This is a genomic window from Sphaerisporangium corydalis, from assembly GCF_025506355.1.
Lineage (GTDB): Bacteria > Actinomycetota > Actinomycetes > Streptosporangiales > Streptosporangiaceae > Sphaerisporangium > Sphaerisporangium corydalis.
This window is the reverse complement of sequence record NZ_JANZYP010000001.1, coordinates 211999-229396: the sequence shown is the minus strand read 5'-3', so window position 1 is coordinate 229396 and position 17398 is coordinate 211999. Positions and strand designations below refer to the sequence as shown.

Below are 17398 nucleotides of genomic sequence, written 5' to 3'. Positions count from 1 at the left end.
CGCTCAGGTCGCGGGGCGCGGCCACTCGCGGGCGGCGCGGGTGATCGCGCGGCGGATGGGTTCGTAGCCGGTGCACCGGCAGATGCCGGACCCGGCCAGGGCCGCCACGCGCTCGGGGTCCTCGCCGACGGCGGGGTCGGCCTCCAGCGCCCCGGCGGCCGCCATCAGGAAGCCCGGCGTGCAGAAGCCGCACTGCAGGGCGTGCTCGGCCGAGAAGGCCCGCTGGAGCGGGTGGGGTTCCCCGTCCCTGCCCGCCAGCCCCTCCACGGTGCGCACCGCGCCGCCGTCGCACTGTACGGCCAGCATGAGGCACGACCGGACGGCCGCGCCGTCGACCAGCACCGTGCACGCGCCGCAGACGCCGTGCTCGCACCCGAGATGCGTGCCGGTGAGCCCGCAGTCCTCCCTCAGCACGTCGGCCAGGATCCGTCTCGGCTCCACGTCGAGCCGGTACTCCCGGTCGTTCACCCGGACGGTGATCCTCATCGGTGCCCTCCCCGATGCACGGCGGCACGCGACCGCTGGTCCTCGGCGGCCTGGCGCAGCGCCCGGCCCACCAGGACCGCGACGGCGTGCCGCTTGTAGTCCACCCCGGCGTACGGCTCGGCCACGGGCGCGGCGTCCGCCGTCGCGGCGATCTCGCCCGCGCGGGCGAACGGATGGCCGCCGGGGAGCCGGTGGCCGGCCGGGGGGAGGACGACCTCGGCGCCGAGCAGCGCCCGCTCGGCGGCGCGCGCCCGGACCGGCCGGTCGGCGGCGTTGACCAGCCCGATCCTGGCCTCGGCGACCAGCCCGCCGCGCACGGTCAGCGTCGCCGCGACGGCCACCTGGGCGAAGCAGAAGTGCGTGCGCCGGTGCTCGGCGAAACCGGCCCCGGTGTCCGCGCCGGGCAGCGGGAACCGGACGGCGGTGACGAGCTCGTCCGGCCGCCGCGCGGTCTGGAACGGGCCGTGGAAGAAGCCGCCCGCCGCGACCTCGCGCGCCCCGCCGGAGCCCCGCAGCTCGAGGACGGCGTCCATGGCGACCGCGACGGCGCACCATTCCGAGGCGGGGTGCCCCCAGGCGAGGCTGCCCACCATGGTCCCCCGGGAGCGGATGGGCGGGTGGGCGATGGTGACGACCGCCAGGGAGAACAGCGTGCCGAGCGGGCCCGGCACGGCGCCCGCCGCCTCGAAGGCGTCATGGCGAACCAGGGCGCCGACCCGCAGCGTGCCGCCGTCCACGCTCAGCCGGCCGAGCCCGGGGACGCGGTTGATGTCGACCACCACCTCGGGGCGGGCGCGCCGCAGGCGCATCTCCAGGATCAGGCTCTGCCCGCCGGCCAGGACGTGGGCGTCGCGCCCGGCGCCGAGCGCCTCGACGGCCTCGCGCACCGTGCGCGGCGCGACGTAGTCGAAGGCGGCGGGCTTCATACCGGCCGCTCCGGGAGCTTCGGGGCGCGGGCCGCCCGCCAGACCGTCTCGGGGGTGAGCGGCGTCCCCAGCAGGCCGGGGTCGGCGATCCGCAGCGCGTCGGCCACGGCGTTGACGATCGCGGCCGGGGTGCCGATGCAGCCCGACTCTCCGGCCCCCTTGGCGCCCAGCGGCGTGCCGGGGCTCGGCGTGCGCGTGTCCCTGATCTCGATCGGCGGGACCTCGGCGTCCGTCGGCAGCAGGTAGTCCAGCAGGGCGCCGGCCAGCAGCGGGACGCCGTCCTCGCCGAAGGCGAAGCCCTCGTACAGCGCCTGGCCGATGCCCTGGACGGCCGACCCGAACGCCTGCCCGCGTACCACCACGGGGTCGAGCACCGTCCCGCAGTCGTCCACCGCCACCAGCCGCAGCACGCGCACGGTGCCGAGCTCCGGATCGACCTCGGCCACCGCCGCGTGGGCGCCGAACGGGAACGCCATGCCCGCCGCGAACCGGTCGTCGACCCGCAGCGGACCGGTCAGCTTCACCAGCTCGGCCAGGTCCATGACGGCCGGTCCCGCGTGCACGGCGCCGTCGCACCAGGCCACCTCCCCGACCGGCACCTCCCACAGCCCGGCGGCCCGCTCCCGTGCCCGGCCGACGAGCAGGGCGCAGGCGTGCACCAACATGGCGCCGGCCACCTGCGCCGAGCGGCTGGCGAAGGAGCCCACGCCCTGCGGCTGCTCGCCGGTGTCCCCCTCGGCCAGCCGGACCCGCGCCTCGTCCACGCCGAGGGTCCTGGCGACCAGCGCCGGGAAGACCGTTTCGTGGCTCTGGCCGCTGGAGGAGGTGCCCGACCTGGCGACGACCGTGCCGTCCTCGCGCGCCTCGACGCCGCCGAACTCGTGCAGGCCGCCCGGTTCGCCGCCGGAACGCTCCACGTAGCAGGCCAGGCCGATGCCCAGCGGGAGGGCGGCCGGGTCCGCCCGGCGCCGGGCCCGCTCGGCCCGCCACCCGTCGTAGTCCAGGGTCGTGAGCGCCAGGTCCAGCGCGGCGGCGTAGTTCCCGCTGTCGTAGCACCGCCCGGTGGGCGTCCGGTAGGGGAAGCTCGCGGGCGGGATGAGGTTGCGCCGCCGCAGTTCGGCCGGGTCCAGCCCCAGCCGGTGGGCCAGCGCGTCCATCGACCGCTCCAGCGCGACCGTCGCCTCCGGCCGGCCCGCGCCCCGGTAGGGGTAGGTCACCATCGTGTTGGTCAGCACCGAGCGCAGGGTCGCGCGCACCTGGGGGGTGGTGTACGGCCCCGTCGCCATCCAGGCGGTCTGCATCGGCAGCCCCACGGCGAGGTGCGGGTAGGCGCCCACGTCGGCGTCGATCGTCAGCTCGTAGGCGAGCAGCCGGCCCTCGGCGTCGGCCGCGAGCCTGACCCGCTGGTCCTGCCCCCGGCCCCGGGTCGCGACCAGCATGGACTCCAGGCGGTCCTCGATCCACCGGACGGGACGCCCGAGCCGCACCGCCAGGAAGGCGACCGCGACGTACTCAGGGAACAACGCGCTCTTGGAACCGAAGGCCCCGCCGGTGTCCGGCACCACCACGCGGACCCGGTCGGGCGGCCACTCCAGCAGCGCGGCCAGCTCGCGGCGGAGCCGGTGCGGCATCTGGTGCCCCGCCCACACCGTCAGCCGGTCCGCCTCGGGCACGGCGAGGAACGTCCGGCACTCCATGGGGGTCGGCATGAGGAGCTGCTGGCGGTACCGGGCCTCCACCACGACCGCCGCCCCCTGCAACACCGCCTCATCGATCGGCCGGCCGGCCGACCCCTCGAAGGCGATGTTGCTCAGGCCGTCGAACAGCCGGACCGAGTCCTCAGCGGCGGCGGACGGCGTCACCACCGCCGGCAGCGGATCGATACGGAAGGTGACCTCGGCCGCGCCGTCCTCGGCCCGGTAGCGGTCCTCGCCCAGCACCACCGCGACCGCCTCGCCGGGGTAGCGCACCCGGTCCTTCACCAGCACCGGCCACTCCCGGCCGGCCACCGCCTCCTCGGGGGACAGGCCGACGGCCACCGTGCGGGGGACCGGCGGCAGGTCCTGCAGGTCGCCGGCGGCGTGCGGGCAGGCGGGCAGGTCCATCAGGTCCGCCGCGGACCAGGCCCCGGCCACCCCGGGCACCTCGCGGGCGGCGGTGCAGTCCACCTCGCGCAGCACGCCGTGGGCGACGCCGCTCCTGACGAACACCGCGTCCAGGCAGCCCGGCACCCGGATGTCGGCCACGTACCGGCCCCGGCCGGTCAGCAGCCGTTCGTCCTCGCGCCTGGCCCACCGCCGCATGAACGCACCTCCGCGCCTCGCGGCGGGTCGGCTCGCCGACGGGTCGCCGGCCGTCGTGGGCATGGGCACCCATCCCCTTGCGGAGACGGCCGGCCGACCTGGCGGACGTCTCCGATTCGGATGCTAATCAGTGGCGGAGAAATCCCCGGTCACGCGGGCACCATGGGCCGGTGTCGACTGTCACGGCCCGCCGGGACCCGCGCGCTCGGGGAACGACGCGGGCGGGACGCCGACGAGCTTGGTGAGGTAGCGGTCGATCTGCTCCTCCAGCGGCGGCCAGGTGAGGTTCGGGTGGTTGACGCGCTGCGACACGGTGCCGTGCACGGCCATCCTCAGGTCGAACGAGACCGTCGCGGCGTCGCCGGGCGGCGCGGCCCCGGCGTCCATGCACCGCTGGACGGCGGCGGTGGTGCGGTCGGCCAGCGCCTGCTTGAACGACATGTCCTCACGCTGGTTGAGGGTGCTCTCGTGGAGCACCTTGTACAGGCCGGGGTGCTGGTGGGCCCAGGTGCCGATCAGCAGCGTGCGGGCGCGCAGCTTGGCCACCGGATCGGCGGAGGCGGCCTCGGCCCGGTCGACGGCCTGGAGCAGGTCCTGGTGGCAGCGTTCCAGGGCGGCGAGCACCAGGGCGTCACGGTCGGCGAAGTGGATGTAGACCGAGGTCGCGGCGATGCCGATCTCCCGCGCCACCGCGCGCAGCGACAGGGCCTGGTCGTCGGCCAGCTCGTCGAGCAGCCGCAGCGCGGCGGAGACGATCTCCTGGCGCAGCCGTTCGCCCTGGCCGCGCGGGTTGCGGCCCCGGCCCGGGGAGGTCACGTCCATGGACCGCATTGTATTGGCACACCCATAGCGCTACAGTCGTAGCGCTACAGCCGTTCAATTATGGAGGCGCCGCCATGCACGTTCCGTCCGAGACCAGGGTGAAGGCGCTGGACCCGGTGTTCGCCGAGATGAACGCCGCCGGCGACCGGCACCTGTGGGAGGGGATCCCCGAGCTGACGACCCGGGAGAAGATCCTGCTGTGCCTGGTCGCCGACGTCTGCCAGCAGACCCTCGGGCTGCCCTTCGAGCTCCACGTGACGATGGGCCTGGACCACGGCCTGACCGCCGACGACCTGCGGGAGATGCTCCGCTTCGTCTCCTACGACAGCGGGTACCCCGCCGCGCTGGCCGCACTGGATCGCCTGACCGCCATCGAACGCGAGCACGGCCTGCCGGGCCCGGCGGAACCCGGCCACGAGGTGAACGCCGGCGGCTCGGGAAGCCCGATCCCCGGGCCGGTCCGCGGCGCCATGCGCGGCCTGGACGCCGGGTTCGCCGACTACATGGACCTGCAGTCCCGCATGCGCGCCGGCATGACGCGGCTGAGCGTGCGCGAGCGCGCCTTCGCCACGATGACCGTCGACGTGCTCTACCAGACCCTGGAGGAGAGCTTCCGCATCCACGTCACCCGCGCGCTCGGCGCCGGCGCCACACCCGGGGACGTGCGCGCCGTCGTGCGGTTCGCCGCACAGTTCGGCATGACCAAGGCCTGGCGCGGCCTCCGCGCCCTCGACGCCCTGCTCACCGAGCCCTACACCGGCGCCGTCTTCACCTGACCCTGTCGCTATCCTGCTCCCATGCCGGACATGATCGCTGAAACCGACGCCGAACTGGCCGTACGCGCGGCGCGGGCGGGGGCCGGCGTGGTGCGCGCCATGTACGGGGAGTCGCTGACGCGGTACGACAAGTCCGCCGGTGACTTCGCCACGGCCGCCGATCTCGAAGCCGAGAAGGTCATCCTGGACGTCCTGCTCACCGCCCGGCCGGATGACGCCGTGACGGGCGAGGAAAGCGGGCGCACCGGCGCCGGCGGCACCGGGCGCATGTGGCTGGTCGATCCCCTGTGCGGCACGCTGAACTACGCCGCGCGGAGCATGCTGGTCGCGGTGAACGTCGCCCTGCGGGTCGGGACCGGCGTCACCGCCGCGGCGTCGGCCGATCCGTTCTCCGGCGAGGTGTTCTGGACGGACGGCGAACGCGCGCACGTCCGAAGGGACGACGTGGACGAGGAACTGCGGCCCTCGCCCCTGTCACGGCTGGTGGACGTCAACCTCGATCCGCCGTTCCCGAACGAGCCGGGATTCCGTGCGGTCCGCCTGCTCGCCGACCCGGAGTTCGTCGCGCTGTTCCGGCCGCGCGTCGTCTCCACCACCCTGGCGGTGGCCTGGGTCGCCGCCGGCCGGCGGGCCGCCTACGTCACCGACGGCCATCTGCGCGACAGCGTGCACTTCGCCGCCGGGATCGCCCTGTGCCAGGCGGCCGGGTGCGTGGTGACCGGCATCGACGGCCGGCCGCCGCACACCGGCACGGGCGGGCTGATCGTGGCGGCCGACCAGGAGACGCACGCCGCGTTGCTGCGGATGACCGCGAATCAGGCACGCTGAGCCCATCGGGGGGCACGGTCGGCACAGGGCCCGCGGTGAGCACGGTCGGCGCAGGGACCCGCTGAATTCGGCCGGGGCAGGACCCGGCGTCAGCGCAGGACCCGGCCGAGGAAGCCGCGGATGTAGCCGGTGATGGCGTCCAGGTGGCTTTCCAGGGCGAAGTGGCCGGTGTCGAGCAGGTGGACCTCGGCGCGGGGAAGGTCCCGCAGGAAGGCGCGGGCGCCCTCGGGACCGAAGATCTCGTCGTTGGCCCCCCACACCGCCAGAAGCGGCACCCCCGAGGTGCGGAAGTACTCCTGCACGGCGGGGTAGAGCTCCACGTTGGCGGGATAGTCGCGGAATAGCGCGAGCTGGATCTCGTCGTTGCCCGGACGGTCGAGGAGCGCCTGGTCGTGGGTCCAGGTGTCCGGGCTGACCAGGCTCTCGTCGGGCACGCCGTGGAGGTACTGCCAGCGCGTCACGGCCGGGGTCAGTGCCTGCCGCACGGGAGGCTCGGTGTCCGGGCCCGGCGCGGCGGCGTAGGCGAACAGGCCGCTCCAGAAGGCGTCGACGAACCCCTCGGTGTAGGCGTTGCCGTTCTGGGAGATGATCGCGGTCACCGAGCCGGGGGATCGGGTGGCCAGGCGCCAGCCGATGGGGGCGCCGTAGTCCTGGACGTACATCGCGTACGCGCCGGCGCCGAGCCGGTCCAGGAGCCCGGCGGTGACGTCGGCGAGCGCGTCGAAGGTGTACGGGAACTCGCGCGCGGCCGGGGCGTCGGACCGGCCGAAGCCGATGTGGTCGGGCGCGATGACGTGATACCGGTCGGCCAGGGCGGGGATGACGTGGCGGAACATGTGCGAGCTGGTGGGGAAGCCGTGCAGCAGCACGACGACCGGGGCCTCGCGGGGGCCCGCCTCGCGGTAGAAGACGCGCCGCCCTTCGACGGTCGCGGTCAAGTGACGCACGGGAACCATGACGAACCCCCGGATTCCACTCAGCGGACGGAGCCCGGCCCTCGCGCGGGAGCGAGCCGGGTTTCGCGGCGGATCGCGGGACCGGAGCCGGGCCGCCCCTCGCGGTGATCGCGCACGGGGCCCTACCCGGCCGCTGACCTGGCCTAACACGGCCACCTACGGGAGCGGCCGAGCCTCCGGACCGACCGAGCGTTCCAGGGCGGCAGGGGTGGTGGCGGATGTCGACGGCGCCGTGGACGGCCGGCGCCGTCCGGTTCAGATGAGGTAGCTGGGCACCGGCCAGCGGCGCATGCGCGAGGGCAGCGTGGTGACCCATCGGTCCCCGGGCGCGCCGACGGCGATCAGCAGGCGTTCGGCGAGCAGCGCGTCGGCGATCCGGCGGGCGTCCTCGGTGAGGTCCGTCAGGAGCGTGGGGGTCAGGCACCGGGTGAACAGGCTGAGGTAGGGGTCCTGGGTGAGTGTGTACCGGGACGGTCCCCCCGGTCCGCGGAGGTCTTTCACCTGGATGAAGCCGGGGCCGACGCGGTAGAAGCAGACCCCTGGGCGGTAGCTCGCCCGCCAGCGGACCAGCGCCGGGTCCTGCTCGCCGGGGCCCTCGGGCAGCGGCGGGGGGAGGTGGTACAACGGTGAGGCGTCCAGCCGTGGATCGAGGCTCGCCCGCCAGGCCACGGCCAGGCCCTCCGACAGCCGGTCCCGCAACCAGGCCACGAAGCGGCTGGTGGCCTGCCCGTCGGCGGCGTCCAGCCGTACCGGCCGCTCGACCTCGATCATCGCACCTCCACGGCGTCGGGGCGGGCGTAGGCGCGCAGGGGGACGCCGCGGGTGGCCAGGGCGACGAAGGTGCCGTCGTCGTCGTAGGTCAGGCCGTCGCGGTGAGCGGTCTCCAGCCACGCGGAGACCGTGCCCGGGTCGACCGCGTAGCCGTCGTCCCCGGTGAGACGGTCGGTGAGCGCCTTCGCCGAGCGGCCCCGCTCCAGGGCGCGGTAGGCCGCCGCGTGCCAGCCCGTCAGGACGTGGTCACGGACGGGCCAGCCCTGCCGCCGGTCGGCGATGAGCAGGGACCCGCCGGGGTTCTCGCTGACGACGAGGGTGGAGTCGGGGTGCGCGCGCTGCCACCGCCCGACCGCCTCGTGCAGCGTGCGCTCCGGGTCCCCGGTGATCCCCGCCTCCTCGCAGTCGAAGTAGTAGGCCAAATCGCCGAGTTCGGCCTCCGGCAGGTCGTACACCAGGCCGTAGAACGGCTTGGGGCTGCGGGTAGCGAACCCCAGCTCGGGGCGCTCGAAGAACGGGCTGAACCGTTCCAGTGCGACGCGGGCCACCGCCCGGGGCGGCTGCAGGTGCACGAGCGCGGGCAGCTGGGCGATGACCTGCAGGTAGTCCTCCGCGCGCTCCTCGGGGAAGCCGTACAGGTAGTTCCACGTCACGGTGATGGACAGGGCCTCGCTGTCGCGCAGGAGCCGGAGGTTCGCCGTCGCCGTCACCCCCTTGTCCATGAGCTTGAGCACCCGGCTCGACAGGCTCTCGATGCCGGGCTGCAACTCCACGACGCCGGCCGCCGCCAGCCGTTCGAGCTGCCCCGGGCGCATGTTCGACTTGACCTCGAAGAAGATCCGCAGGTCCCAGCCGCTTGCGGCCACCAGGGGGAGCACCTCGTCGTAGTAGGCCAGGTCCAGGATGTTGTCGGTGAAGAAGACGTCGAGGATCTGATGGCGCCGCACCAGGCCGGAAAGCTCCGCCCAGAGCCGGTCCGGGGGCTTGCTGCGGAATTTGATCATCGCGTCGTTGAGGCCGCAGAAGGTGCAGTGGTGGCGCTCGCCCCACCAGCAGCCTCGGGAGGCCTCGATCAGCAGGCAGGGCGAGCCGTAGCTCAGCACCGGCGACGCCTCGATGACCCGCTGCCACTGGTCGTAGTCGGGGACGGGGATCACCTCCACCGGGACGGGGCTCGGGGACTCCGGGTTGGCGATCGACCGCTCGTCCCGCCACCAGCAGACGCCCTCCAGACCGGCGGCGTCCTGGTCGGCGGCGATGCGGTCGAGCAGCCTCGGGAAGACGAGCTCGCCCTCACCGCGCACGACGAAGTCCACGAAGGGGTGGTTACGGTGCAGCGCCGCGCCCATCGGTCCCTCGCAGTTGGCGCCGCCCAGCACCACGCGGGTCGACGGCCGCACCTGCTTCAGCCGTCCGGCGACGGCCAGGGAGGAGGTGTTCTGCTGGAAGGTCGTGGTGAAACCGACGACGTCGGGGGCCGTGGCGAGTAATTCGGCGACCGCCTGTTCGACGAATCCATCGGCCAGCCGGCGCATTCTGACCGCCACGTCGATTTCCGCGTCCGACTGCCGTACGACGCCGCTCCTGAGTTCTTTCAGCCGCCATTCAGGCCGGCCGTTCAGAGCGCCCGCGAAGATCCATTCACCGAGTCCGCTCGGCGCGTCGTCCGCGATGCGCGCGTAATCCTCCGGCGTGAGTTCGCCATTGGTGGCGGCGAGCAGATATTCGGCCCAGCGGATGGCGCCGTGATATTCGGTGACCTCGGTGCCCGGGCGGGCCGCGCGTGTCCTGGCGCCGAGGATTCCCATGGCGGGCGAGGGACTGTGCAGGTCGGCCCAGGGCATCGAGGCTAGGATCAACCGCATTATCGCTCCCGGGTGTGAGCCGTCGGTCCGGTACGCCGCGGGGGGCGGCGGGAGTTTCGGCGGCTCACCGCCGATCGGCGTACTTACGTCACAAAGACCTGGTGGCCGAGGTGTTCCGGTTCCAGGTGACGCCACCGAGAATGTTGCTGTGCAGAATCGTCGTTTTCATCAATTTGATCCCCTCCTTTCCAAGGTGAGAATACAGCTGGTTAACTGATGTCGTCCAGGCTCCGGGGACGCCCGCTTTATTAACAGGACCGATCACCTTATTACCCAGAGAGAAAGGCCACCTCGATGCGTGTGCCGGCCCGTTATCGGCGGGGGTTTCTCGGGGTACTTGCGGTCCGCGAGTACCGGATGCTGTGGATCTCCCAGGCGCTCTCCGAGACCGGTGACCAGCTCGCCCGGGTGGCGCTGGCCGTGCTCGTCTACGCCCGGACCGCGTCGGCGGCCCTGACGGCCCTCACCTACGCGCTCACCTACCTGCCCGCCCTGCTGGGCGGCCCGCTGCTGTCGGGCCTGGCCGACCGTCATCCGCGCCGCGAGGTCATGGTGTGGTGTGATCTGGGCCGGGCCGTGCTCGTCGCCGCGATGGCCGTTCCCGGCATGCCGCTGGCGCCGCTGTGCGTGCTGCTGTTCGTCGTGCAGCTGCTGGAGGCGCCGGCGAGGGCCGCCCGCATGGCCGTGACGGTGGACCTGCTGCCGGCGGATCGCTACGTCACCGGCGTGGCGTTCGGTCACATGACCAGCCAGGTCACCAACCTGGCCGGTTTCGGGGCCGGTGGGGTCGCCATCGCCCTGACGGGACCGCACATCGCCCTGGTGGTGGACACCGGCACGTTCCTGGCCTCGGCGCTGATCGTGGGCGCCGGCCTGCGCCGGCGCCCCGCCCCGCCACCGGACGGCGCGGGGCCGAGGCCCTGGTCGGGGGGCGCCGCCGGGCTGATCCTCGGAGACCCTCGGCTGCGCAGCCTGCTCGGGCTCGCCCTGCTCGCCGGGTTCTACCTGGCGCCGGAGGCGCTCGCGGTCCCGTACGCCGCGGGGCTCGGCGCCGGGCCGGCCGCCGCGGGCCTGCTCATGACGGCCATCCCGGCCGGCAGCGTGATCGGCATCCTGGTGTTCTGCCGCCTGGCCGGCCCCGAGGCCCGGCTGCGGCACAGCGGCCCGCTCGCCGTGCTCGCCAGCGTCCCGCTGCTCGGCTTCCTGCTGCGACCGGGCCTGGTCCTCTCGTTCGTGCTGCTGGGGCTGGTCGGCGCGCTCATGGCGTACCAGGTCGCGATCAACGCGGAGTTCGTCCGCATCGTGCCCGAGGGAATGCGCGGGCGAGCGGTCGGTCTGGCCGGATCCATCCTGATCGCCGCGCAGGGCGCCGGGATGATCTTCGGCGGGGCGCTCGCCGAGCTCCTGACCCCGGCGACGGCCATCGCGACGCTCGGCGCCGCCGGCATCGCCTTCGGTCTCCCGCTGGCCGCCGCGTTCCGGCGGGAGCGCTTCTCACCCTCCTGGCCCGAACGGAATTCGATCAGGCCGAGGGGTCCGGTCGATCGAGGCCGGTCCCCTTCATGAGCCGGGCGAGGCGGTCCCAGGCCGGGGACGAGGCTCCGGGCTGGGACCGCGCGGCCAGGTCGGCGATGGTCGGGTCGTGGACGGGGCGGGTCTCGGATTCGCTGTGGTGCCGGGCGAACCAGTCCCTGGTGCGGTCGGCGAGGGCGGGGAGGCGGGGATCGTCGGGCGGCCAGTCGTAGGCGTCGTCATGTTCCAGGTAGAGGGCACGGAACTCGGGATCGGCCATGAACTCGCGTTTTTCGGCGATCCACACGGCGGCGTCCTCGGGTGAGGCGGTTCGCATGAGGATCCACCCGTCGCGTTCCATGCGCACCTGGCGCTCGCTGACACCGAGCTCGCGCAGATCGTCGAGGTGGCCGGCGACCTCCGGCGAAACGAAGAGCCGGTCGTCGCCGCGCAGCCGGGCGAGGCGGTCGCGGGTTCGCGCCAGCCGCGCCATGCGGTCCTGGAGGTCGTGGTCGATCTCGGCGATGGCCGCCGCGAGCGTGTCCGGGTCGGCGTCGAGAAGGACTTTGACACGGGCCAGCGGCACGCCCGCGTCGGCCAAGGTCCTGATCTTGACGAGCTCGATGGCGTCCGCGGCGGTGTAGCGCCGGTAGCCGGAGGAGTCGCGGTCGGGCTCGGCGAGCAGACCGCGCTCGTGATAGTGGCGGATGGTCTTGCTGGTCACTCCGGCGTAGTGCGCGAGCCGGCCAATCGTGATCACTCTCGACATTCTCCCACTCGGTGGTCAGGGTGTTCGGAACGCGCTCAGGCCCGCCGGGTCAGGCGGCCGCCGCCGTTGCGGAAGCGTGCCTGGCCGTCACGGACGTCGTGGTAGGAGACGAGCAGGAGCCGCAGGTATCCGTCGAACGTCTCCACCGGATATCCGGCGGGCGCGAACAGGCCCGGCCGGATCGGCACGTAACGCCGCGGCGGAGCGGAGGTCATGCCGCCGGAGAACCGGGTGAAGATCCGCTCCTGCGATTCGTCGGCCGGTTCGTAGGTCGTGCGCTCCTCAAGCCCGCCGTCGGCGATGCTCACGTCGATGCGGAGCTGGTCGGAGCGGTAGGTGCCCGCGTACGGGGTGAGGTCGACGTCCTGCTCCCGGCCGGTGATCAAAGCAGGGATCCGGACGCCGAGATGCTCGCTCAGGAGCCACCGCAGGATCCGGTCGTGCAGCATGATCGCCCCCGAGGTGTTACCGAAGGCGGTGAAGACCAGGTCGTGTCCGGGGACGACGCACAGGATGGCCACGCCGCCGGGCGACGCGCCCGACATGGCCAGGACGGTCGTGTCGCCGAACGGGTACCGCACCCATCCCAGGCCCATCGGCGGGACGTTCGGGGTCGCCATGTCGTGCGAGGTCCGCTGCATCAGCGCGGTCGACGCCGGCGACAGGACGCGTGCGCCTGAGGGGGACACACCGCCCGCGAGGTGGGTGCGGCCGAAGGCCAGCAGGTCGGCGACGGTGCCGATCGGCGTGCCACCGGCCGGGCCCCAGGTCTCCGGCAGCATGAACATGCCGGTGGGCCTGGCCGCCATGGTCTCGGGATCGGGGAAGTGGCCGACGGCCGTGCTGCGCAGGATGGCCTGCTCGGCCGAGGTGCTGGAGTCCTGCATTCCGACGGTCGAGTAGATGTCGCGCTGGAGCAGGTCGGGGAAGGGCACGCCGGTTACCGCCTCCAGCAGGCGGCCCGCGACGATCATGCCGCCGTTGGAGTAGCTGAGCTGCTCGCCGGGCTCGAACAGGGTGCCGCAGCCGCTCGCGAGGCCGTCGACGTAGGTCGTGAGGGCGTCGCGTCCCCTGGCGTCGGGGAAGAACAGGTCCGCGTCGATGCCGTTGGTGTGGGAGATCAGATGGCGGACCAGGATCTTGTCCGCCGCGCCCGGCACGGAGAGGGCGAACTCGGGAAGGTACCTCACCACCGGCGTGTCGAGGTCCAGCAGTCCCCGCTCGACCTGCCGCAGGACCAGCGTGGTGGTCAGGACCTTGGTGACGGAGCCGAACAGGAACCCGGTGTCTTCGAGCATCGGCGCGCCGGTGGCCACGTTCGCGGTGCCGTGGGCGACGATGATCTGCTCGTCTGCGTGGTGGACACCGGCGACGTACCCGGGGACGCCGCTGGACTCGCAGTAGGCGGCGGCCTGCTCGCGGATCTGGGCCTGGACGGTGCGCAGTGCGTTCGTGTGCATGGGGAGCATCGTCGAACCTTCCCCCAGGGGCAAGGTCAAGGGCACGGCCGGGCCGGACCTTTCAGGCCGGCAGTTCGCCGAGCGTGTGGGAATGGGTCACGTAGGTGTTGTCGGCCTTGTACTGGAACACCCCGATCGACGCCTTGGCGGGGTCGCCCTTGTCGGTGAAGTCGATCGGGCCGCTGGCGCCGTCGTAGTCGATGTCCCGGCCGGCGGCCAGCAGCCCGGCGCAGGTCCTGAAGTCGGTGCACCGCTCGCCGCCCCTGGTCACGCCGGCCATGGTGGCGGCGATGACCTTCGGGTCGTCGCGGCCGGCGGCGACGGTGGCCAGGGCGGCGACGATGGTGGCGTCGTAGGCCTCCGGCGCGTAGGTGAAGTCCGTGGGCGCGGAGTCGACGGCGAGCAGCCGCTGCTGGAAGGCGCCGGCCACCTCGGCGCCCGCCTGGGTCGCCTTGGCCCCCGTGAGGGTGCCCCGGGGCAGGCGGGTGCTCTCGCCGGAGGAATGGTAGCCGTCGGTGAAGTACCACTTGTGCCCGCGCGCGCCGAGCCCCTGCCGTACCAGCTCGCGGGCGATGGCCGTGGTCTCGGTGTAGCCGACCACCACGATCGCGTCGGGGTCGGCGGCCCTGATCTTCCGCACTTCGGTGATGTAGCTCGCGTCGGAGGTGTCGTAGGTCTCGACGTGGACGCGGCCGACGCCATGACGCTCCAGCGACCTGCGGATGTGCCCGCTCAGCCCCGTCCCGTAGGAGTCGTCCAGCGCGAGGATGCCCACCCGCCGTCCGCCGTCGGCGCGGATGAGCCCTCCGAGGACGTCGCCCTGCATGGCGTCCGGTCCCGCCATGCGGAAGTACAGCCCGTCGTCGTCGGCGTCGGTGAGCCGGTCGGAGGTCGCGGTGGGCGAGATCTGCACGACGCCGGCGTTCTTGACCTGGTCGAGCATCGCCAGCGACGCCGAGGAGCTGACAGGACCGATGATGACATCGGCCTTTCCCGCGACCAGCCGGGTCAGGGCCTGGGCGCCTCGGTCGTCGGAGTCGCCCGCGTCGGCCTCGGTCCCCACCACCTTGCGGCCGAACACCCCGCCGGCCGCGTTGATGTCGGCGATGGCCAGCCGGACGCCCGCGGCCATCGGGCGGTTGAAGAACTGCAGGCCGCCGCTCTGGGGCACCAGCGCCCCCAGCCGCAGCACCCCGTCGCCGCCCACGGCCGGGGCGATCGTCGCCCGCGCGCCCCCCGCCCCGTTCCTGGACAGCGGCGACAGGGCCCAGGCGGCGACGGCCACGCCGGTCAGCGCGAGCACGCCGACCCCCTTGGCCAGGTCGCTCCTCCGGCGCCGGCCGGACACCCTGGGCGGAGGGCTCGCGGGACTGAGGATCTGTTCCTCTGACGGCCGCACCGCCCCTGACCCCGCCACCGGGCCGAAGGTCTCCGGCCCCCGGTACGTGCCGACCGCGGTGAAGGTCTCCGGTTCCCGGTACGTGGTGACCGCGCCGGCCGCGTCACCGTCGTCGTGGTCGTCGTGGTCGTCGTGGTCGCCGTGGTCGCCGGCCGGAGCCGGGTTCGCCTCGCTCAGCCGGATGACCGCCTCCGCCGCCAGCCGGCTCGTGCTGCGCGCCCCGGCCATTCCCACCAGCAGGTCCCGATAGGCCGCGTCCCATGCCCGGCGGTCGCCGAACCCGCGGGGCGGCGACCGGTGCGATTGTTCGACGCGGAGCAGACAGGTGTCGACGAACACCTCGAAATGCTCCTGCTGCGGGCACACCGGCCGGGTTTTGCTGATCATCCCGTCGATGGTGCTGCGCTTCAGCCGGAGCGGCTCCTGTCCCGCGCGGCGCCGCGGCGTGCGGCCGCTGGCGACCTCCAGTTCGCGGACCGACATCTGCGCCGCGTCCTTCAGCGCCCGTAGCCGCCGCGCGAACGCCGGTCGTAAATCCGATTCAGATCCCATCTGACCGCCCCGTCAGATCATGATTCCGCCCGTTTCCGAGTGTCCGGCGCCGCCGGACACTCTCCCCATAATTCAGCCTATCGAGCGCCACCTGCGAATTCACCGACATTAATTAACTTTGTCCGGTCACATCGCCGGACACTCTCCCGTCAGGCGAACGTGGAGCCAGGCAGACATCCCCCACCTGGCAGTTCACCTTCCCAGGCCGCTCGGCGGCCCTTTCCGAGAGGTCGGCTAATGATCGCTCAGGCTAGGCGTCTCCTGACCGTCGCCATGACGGCGGTGATGGTTGTCGTTTGGGCGCCCGGTCCCGCCCGGGCCCAGACCACCGTCCAGGATCGCATCAACTCCGCCCTCGGCACGTGGATGGCCGTCAACGGAGTCAGCAACGCGGGCATGGCGGTGATGCGCGACAACCGGCTCGTCGGCTCCTACGGGTACAACCAGATGTCGGCGGAAACGCCCGCTCACGTCGCCTCGCTGTCGAAGGCGATCACCGCGGTGTGCTTCCTGTCGCTCATCGACGACCGCCGGCTGGCGGGGTTCAGAACGGCGCTCTATTCGCTGCCGCCGAGCTTTCTGGACGCCACCGGACCGTGGTCCCCGGGGGTCGCCAACATCACCGTCGAGCAGCTTCTCCGGCACCGGAGCAGGATCTACATCGACACGTCCCAGGGCTCAGGACTGGTCGGAGTCCCCAACGCCGACTCCTCCGACGTGATCCTGATCCGCCGTGCGCTGGCAGAGCATCTCCTCACCATGCCCGTGAGCGAGATCTACAACAACATCAACTACGCCATTCTCGGCTACATCATCCAAACGATCACTCAGGAGTCCTACGAGTCCTACTGCCGGCGTACGGCGCTGGCTCCGCGTGGCGCGCCGAACGCCAGGATCGGTCCGGGCACGCGGGCCCTGGGGGCGTTCGGCGGCTGGGAGATCTCCGCGGTCGAGTACGCCATGTTCGCGCGGGCCTACGACCCCCGGTCCGGGCTGCTCAGTCAGGCGGGTCACGACTTCATCATCGCCCTGGCCAATTCCAGCAGCCCCACGGCCTCGCTCGGAATGTTCGTGGTGCGCACGGCGACGGGCCGCAACCTGTTCCATCACGGCAGCTGGAGCTCGACCGTGACCACTCCCCAGCAGTTCAGTTCCTTCTTCGCCATGTGGGACAACGGGATTTCGGTCACCGTCACCTACGACCGGAACCTGACCGACTCCGCGCGCCTCGACCTCGACAACACACTGCGCCGGGCGGCGTACAGCTCCGGCTGACGAGCCGTTCCGGTGAGCAGCGAATTCGACCCGATGACAAAACGAGAACTCCATTCGAAAGGACGATTCCCGATGAGGATCCGCAGGAGTACACCATGAACCGCCGACTCTGCTTTTCGACGACGGCCGCCCTCGCGCTTTCCGCGACCATGCTGCTGGGGCCTCCCGCCCACGCCGGCGGCACCACGACGGCCGCCACGACGTCCACCGCCTGCAATCCCGCGTTCCAGCCCTTCGGGCTGATCGGCGAGAAATGGCGGGCCGTGGGCGGTGAGAACAGTGTCTTCGGCTGCCCCACCCGCGCCGAGTACGGTTTCGCCGCCAACAAGGCCCGCCGGCAGGATTTCCGCAACGGCCAGATCGGCTGGTCCCCGGCACTCGGGCCGCGAATGATGATCCGGGTGTTCCAATCCGGCGACCGGGCCGTCTTCCAGTGGGGGCCGACCGGACGGGACTGGGACTTCTTCGAGGTCCGCTACTCGTTCAGCAACGACGAGGTCACGAAGTACAAGGTGAAGCGCCGTGACCCGTTCAATGGCGGCTTCAGCAGGCCGATGACCGGGCCGGGACCTGACCCCGTGGGAAGCAGCGGTCCCGTCCACTACTTCTCGGTCCGGGGGTGCGACGACAGCGGGCTCTTCCAGCTCGGCTCCGACTGCGGTGGATGGTCGCTGCCGGGCCGGTTGTGAACCCTGCCC

General features: G+C 72.5%; 15 protein-coding genes. 5 read left to right on the top strand and 10 right to left on the bottom strand.

The features are described 5' to 3' along the window. Positions 1–3: 3 nt before the first annotated feature. The 4 genes from NYZ98_RS01065 to NYZ98_RS01050 all read right to left on the bottom strand — a co-directional run bounded on the left by NYZ98_RS01065 (position 4) and on the right by NYZ98_RS01050 (position 4537). Positions 4–486: a (2Fe-2S)-binding protein gene (locus NYZ98_RS01065; RefSeq protein ID WP_262840507.1), complete on the bottom strand. Its 483-nt coding sequence runs from the start codon at positions 484–486 to the stop codon at positions 4–6. Then, a complete protein-coding gene (locus NYZ98_RS01060) occupies positions 483–1412 on the bottom strand; it encodes an FAD binding domain-containing protein (RefSeq protein ID WP_262840506.1) in 930 nt (309 codons plus the stop codon). The genes NYZ98_RS01065 and NYZ98_RS01060 overlap by 4 nt, the downstream gene beginning before the upstream one ends. Further along, positions 1409–3715, bottom strand: coding sequence for a xanthine dehydrogenase family protein molybdopterin-binding subunit (locus tag NYZ98_RS01055; RefSeq protein WP_262840505.1), 2307 nt, complete (start codon positions 3713–3715; stop codon positions 1409–1411). The genes NYZ98_RS01060 and NYZ98_RS01055 overlap by 4 nt, the downstream gene beginning before the upstream one ends. A 180-nt stretch (positions 3716–3895) precedes the next feature. Further along, the gene (locus NYZ98_RS01050) at positions 3896–4537 is read right to left on the bottom strand and encodes a TetR/AcrR family transcriptional regulator (protein WP_262840504.1); all 642 of its coding nucleotides are present in this window, start codon (positions 4535–4537) and stop codon (positions 3896–3898) included. A gap of 74 nt (positions 4538–4611) precedes the next feature. Between NYZ98_RS01050 and NYZ98_RS01045 the strand changes: the two genes are divergently transcribed. After that, a complete protein-coding gene (locus NYZ98_RS01045) occupies positions 4612–5313 on the top strand; it encodes a carboxymuconolactone decarboxylase family protein (protein WP_262840503.1) in 702 nt (233 codons plus the stop codon). Positions 5314–5343: 30 nt separating this feature from the next. Beyond that, positions 5344–6141, top strand: coding sequence for an inositol monophosphatase family protein (locus NYZ98_RS01040; protein WP_262840502.1), 798 nt, complete (start codon positions 5344–5346; stop codon positions 6139–6141). An 89-nt stretch (positions 6142–6230) separates the two neighbouring features. Here NYZ98_RS01040 and NYZ98_RS01035 read toward each other — a convergent pair whose 3' ends face one another. The 3 genes from NYZ98_RS01035 to NYZ98_RS01025 form a co-directional block, all read right to left on the bottom strand. Further along, complete coding sequence (locus tag NYZ98_RS01035) at positions 6231–7097, bottom strand: alpha/beta fold hydrolase (protein WP_262840501.1); 867 nt, start codon at positions 7095–7097, stop codon at positions 6231–6233. A 255-nt stretch (positions 7098–7352) separates the two neighbouring features. After that, positions 7353–7868 (bottom strand): DUF5825 family protein, encoded by a 516-nt coding sequence (locus tag NYZ98_RS01030; RefSeq protein WP_262840500.1) that lies wholly within the window; start codon positions 7866–7868, stop codon positions 7353–7355. Further along, the gene (locus tag NYZ98_RS01025; protein ID WP_262840499.1) at positions 7865–9712 is read right to left on the bottom strand and encodes a RiPP maturation radical SAM C-methyltransferase; all 1848 of its coding nucleotides are present in this window, start codon (positions 9710–9712) and stop codon (positions 7865–7867) included. Before NYZ98_RS01025 ends, NYZ98_RS01030 begins: the two co-directional genes overlap by 4 nt. A 315-nt stretch (positions 9713–10027) precedes the next feature. On the opposite strand from NYZ98_RS01025, the gene NYZ98_RS01020 reads away from it, so the two are divergent. Continuing rightward, a complete protein-coding gene (locus NYZ98_RS01020) occupies positions 10028–11299 on the top strand; it encodes an MFS transporter (protein ID WP_262840498.1) in 1272 nt (423 codons plus the stop codon). Here NYZ98_RS01020 and NYZ98_RS01015 read toward each other — a convergent pair. The 3 genes from NYZ98_RS01015 to NYZ98_RS01005 all read right to left on the bottom strand — a co-directional run bounded on the left by NYZ98_RS01015 (position 11256) and on the right by NYZ98_RS01005 (position 15425). Next, entirely contained in the window at positions 11256–12005 is a 750-nt protein-coding gene (locus tag NYZ98_RS01015) for a MerR family transcriptional regulator (RefSeq protein ID WP_380706834.1), read from the bottom strand. The genes NYZ98_RS01020 and NYZ98_RS01015 overlap by 44 nt on opposite strands. A 44-nt stretch (positions 12006–12049) precedes the next feature. Beyond that, a complete protein-coding gene (locus tag NYZ98_RS01010) occupies positions 12050–13474 on the bottom strand; it encodes a serine hydrolase domain-containing protein (protein ID WP_262840496.1) in 1425 nt (474 codons plus the stop codon). A 61-nt stretch (positions 13475–13535) separates the two neighbouring features. Next, on the bottom strand, positions 13536–15425 hold the full coding sequence (locus NYZ98_RS01005; RefSeq protein WP_262840495.1) for an ABC transporter substrate-binding protein: 1890 nt from the start codon (positions 15423–15425) through the stop codon (positions 13536–13538). Positions 15426–15710: 285 nt separating this feature from the next. Here NYZ98_RS01005 and NYZ98_RS01000 point away from each other — a divergent pair, with 285 nt between their 5' ends. Both NYZ98_RS01000 and NYZ98_RS00995 read left to right on the top strand, forming a co-directional pair. Beyond that, on the top strand, positions 15711–16700 hold the full coding sequence (locus NYZ98_RS01000) for a serine hydrolase domain-containing protein (RefSeq protein ID WP_262840494.1): 990 nt from the start codon (positions 15711–15713) through the stop codon (positions 16698–16700). Between the two features lie 95 nt (positions 16701–16795). Beyond that, complete coding sequence (locus tag NYZ98_RS00995; RefSeq protein ID WP_262840493.1) at positions 16796–17389, top strand: LGFP repeat-containing protein; 594 nt, start codon at positions 16796–16798, stop codon at positions 17387–17389. The last annotated feature ends 9 nt before the right edge of the window (positions 17390–17398 follow it).

Bases quoted from the DNA above. Each gene is read 5' to 3' on its own strand.
- NYZ98_RS01065 (WP_262840507.1), bottom strand. From the start codon at position 486: ATGAGGATCACCGTCCGGGTGAACGACCGGGAGTACCGGCTCGACGTG.
- NYZ98_RS01060 (WP_262840506.1), bottom strand. From the start codon at position 1,412: ATGAAGCCCGCCGCCTTCGACTACGTCGCGCCGCGCACGGTGCGCGAG.
- NYZ98_RS01055 (WP_262840505.1), bottom strand. From the start codon at position 3,715: ATGCGGCGGTGGGCCAGGCGCGAGGACGAACGGCTGCTGACCGGCCGG.
- NYZ98_RS01050 (WP_262840504.1), bottom strand. From the start codon at position 4,537: ATGGACGTGACCTCCCCGGGCCGGGGCCGCAACCCGCGCGGCCAGGGC.
- NYZ98_RS01045 (WP_262840503.1), top strand. From the start codon at position 4,612: ATGCACGTTCCGTCCGAGACCAGGGTGAAGGCGCTGGACCCGGTGTTC.
- NYZ98_RS01040 (WP_262840502.1), top strand. From the start codon at position 5,344: ATGATCGCTGAAACCGACGCCGAACTGGCCGTACGCGCGGCGCGGGCG.
- NYZ98_RS01035 (WP_262840501.1), bottom strand. From the start codon at position 7,097: ATGGTTCCCGTGCGTCACTTGACCGCGACCGTCGAAGGGCGGCGCGTC.
- NYZ98_RS01030 (WP_262840500.1), bottom strand. From the start codon at position 7,868: ATGATCGAGGTCGAGCGGCCGGTACGGCTGGACGCCGCCGACGGGCAG.
- NYZ98_RS01025 (WP_262840499.1), bottom strand. From the start codon at position 9,712: ATGCCCTGGGCCGACCTGCACAGTCCCTCGCCCGCCATGGGAATCCTC.
- NYZ98_RS01020 (WP_262840498.1), top strand. From the start codon at position 10,028: ATGCGTGTGCCGGCCCGTTATCGGCGGGGGTTTCTCGGGGTACTTGCG.
- NYZ98_RS01010 (WP_262840496.1), bottom strand. From the start codon at position 13,474: ATGCACACGAACGCACTGCGCACCGTCCAGGCCCAGATCCGCGAGCAG.
- NYZ98_RS01005 (WP_262840495.1), bottom strand. From the start codon at position 15,425: ATGGGATCTGAATCGGATTTACGACCGGCGTTCGCGCGGCGGCTACGG.
- NYZ98_RS01000 (WP_262840494.1), top strand. From the start codon at position 15,711: ATGGTTGTCGTTTGGGCGCCCGGTCCCGCCCGGGCCCAGACCACCGTC.
- NYZ98_RS00995 (WP_262840493.1), top strand. From the start codon at position 16,796: ATGAACCGCCGACTCTGCTTTTCGACGACGGCCGCCCTCGCGCTTTCC.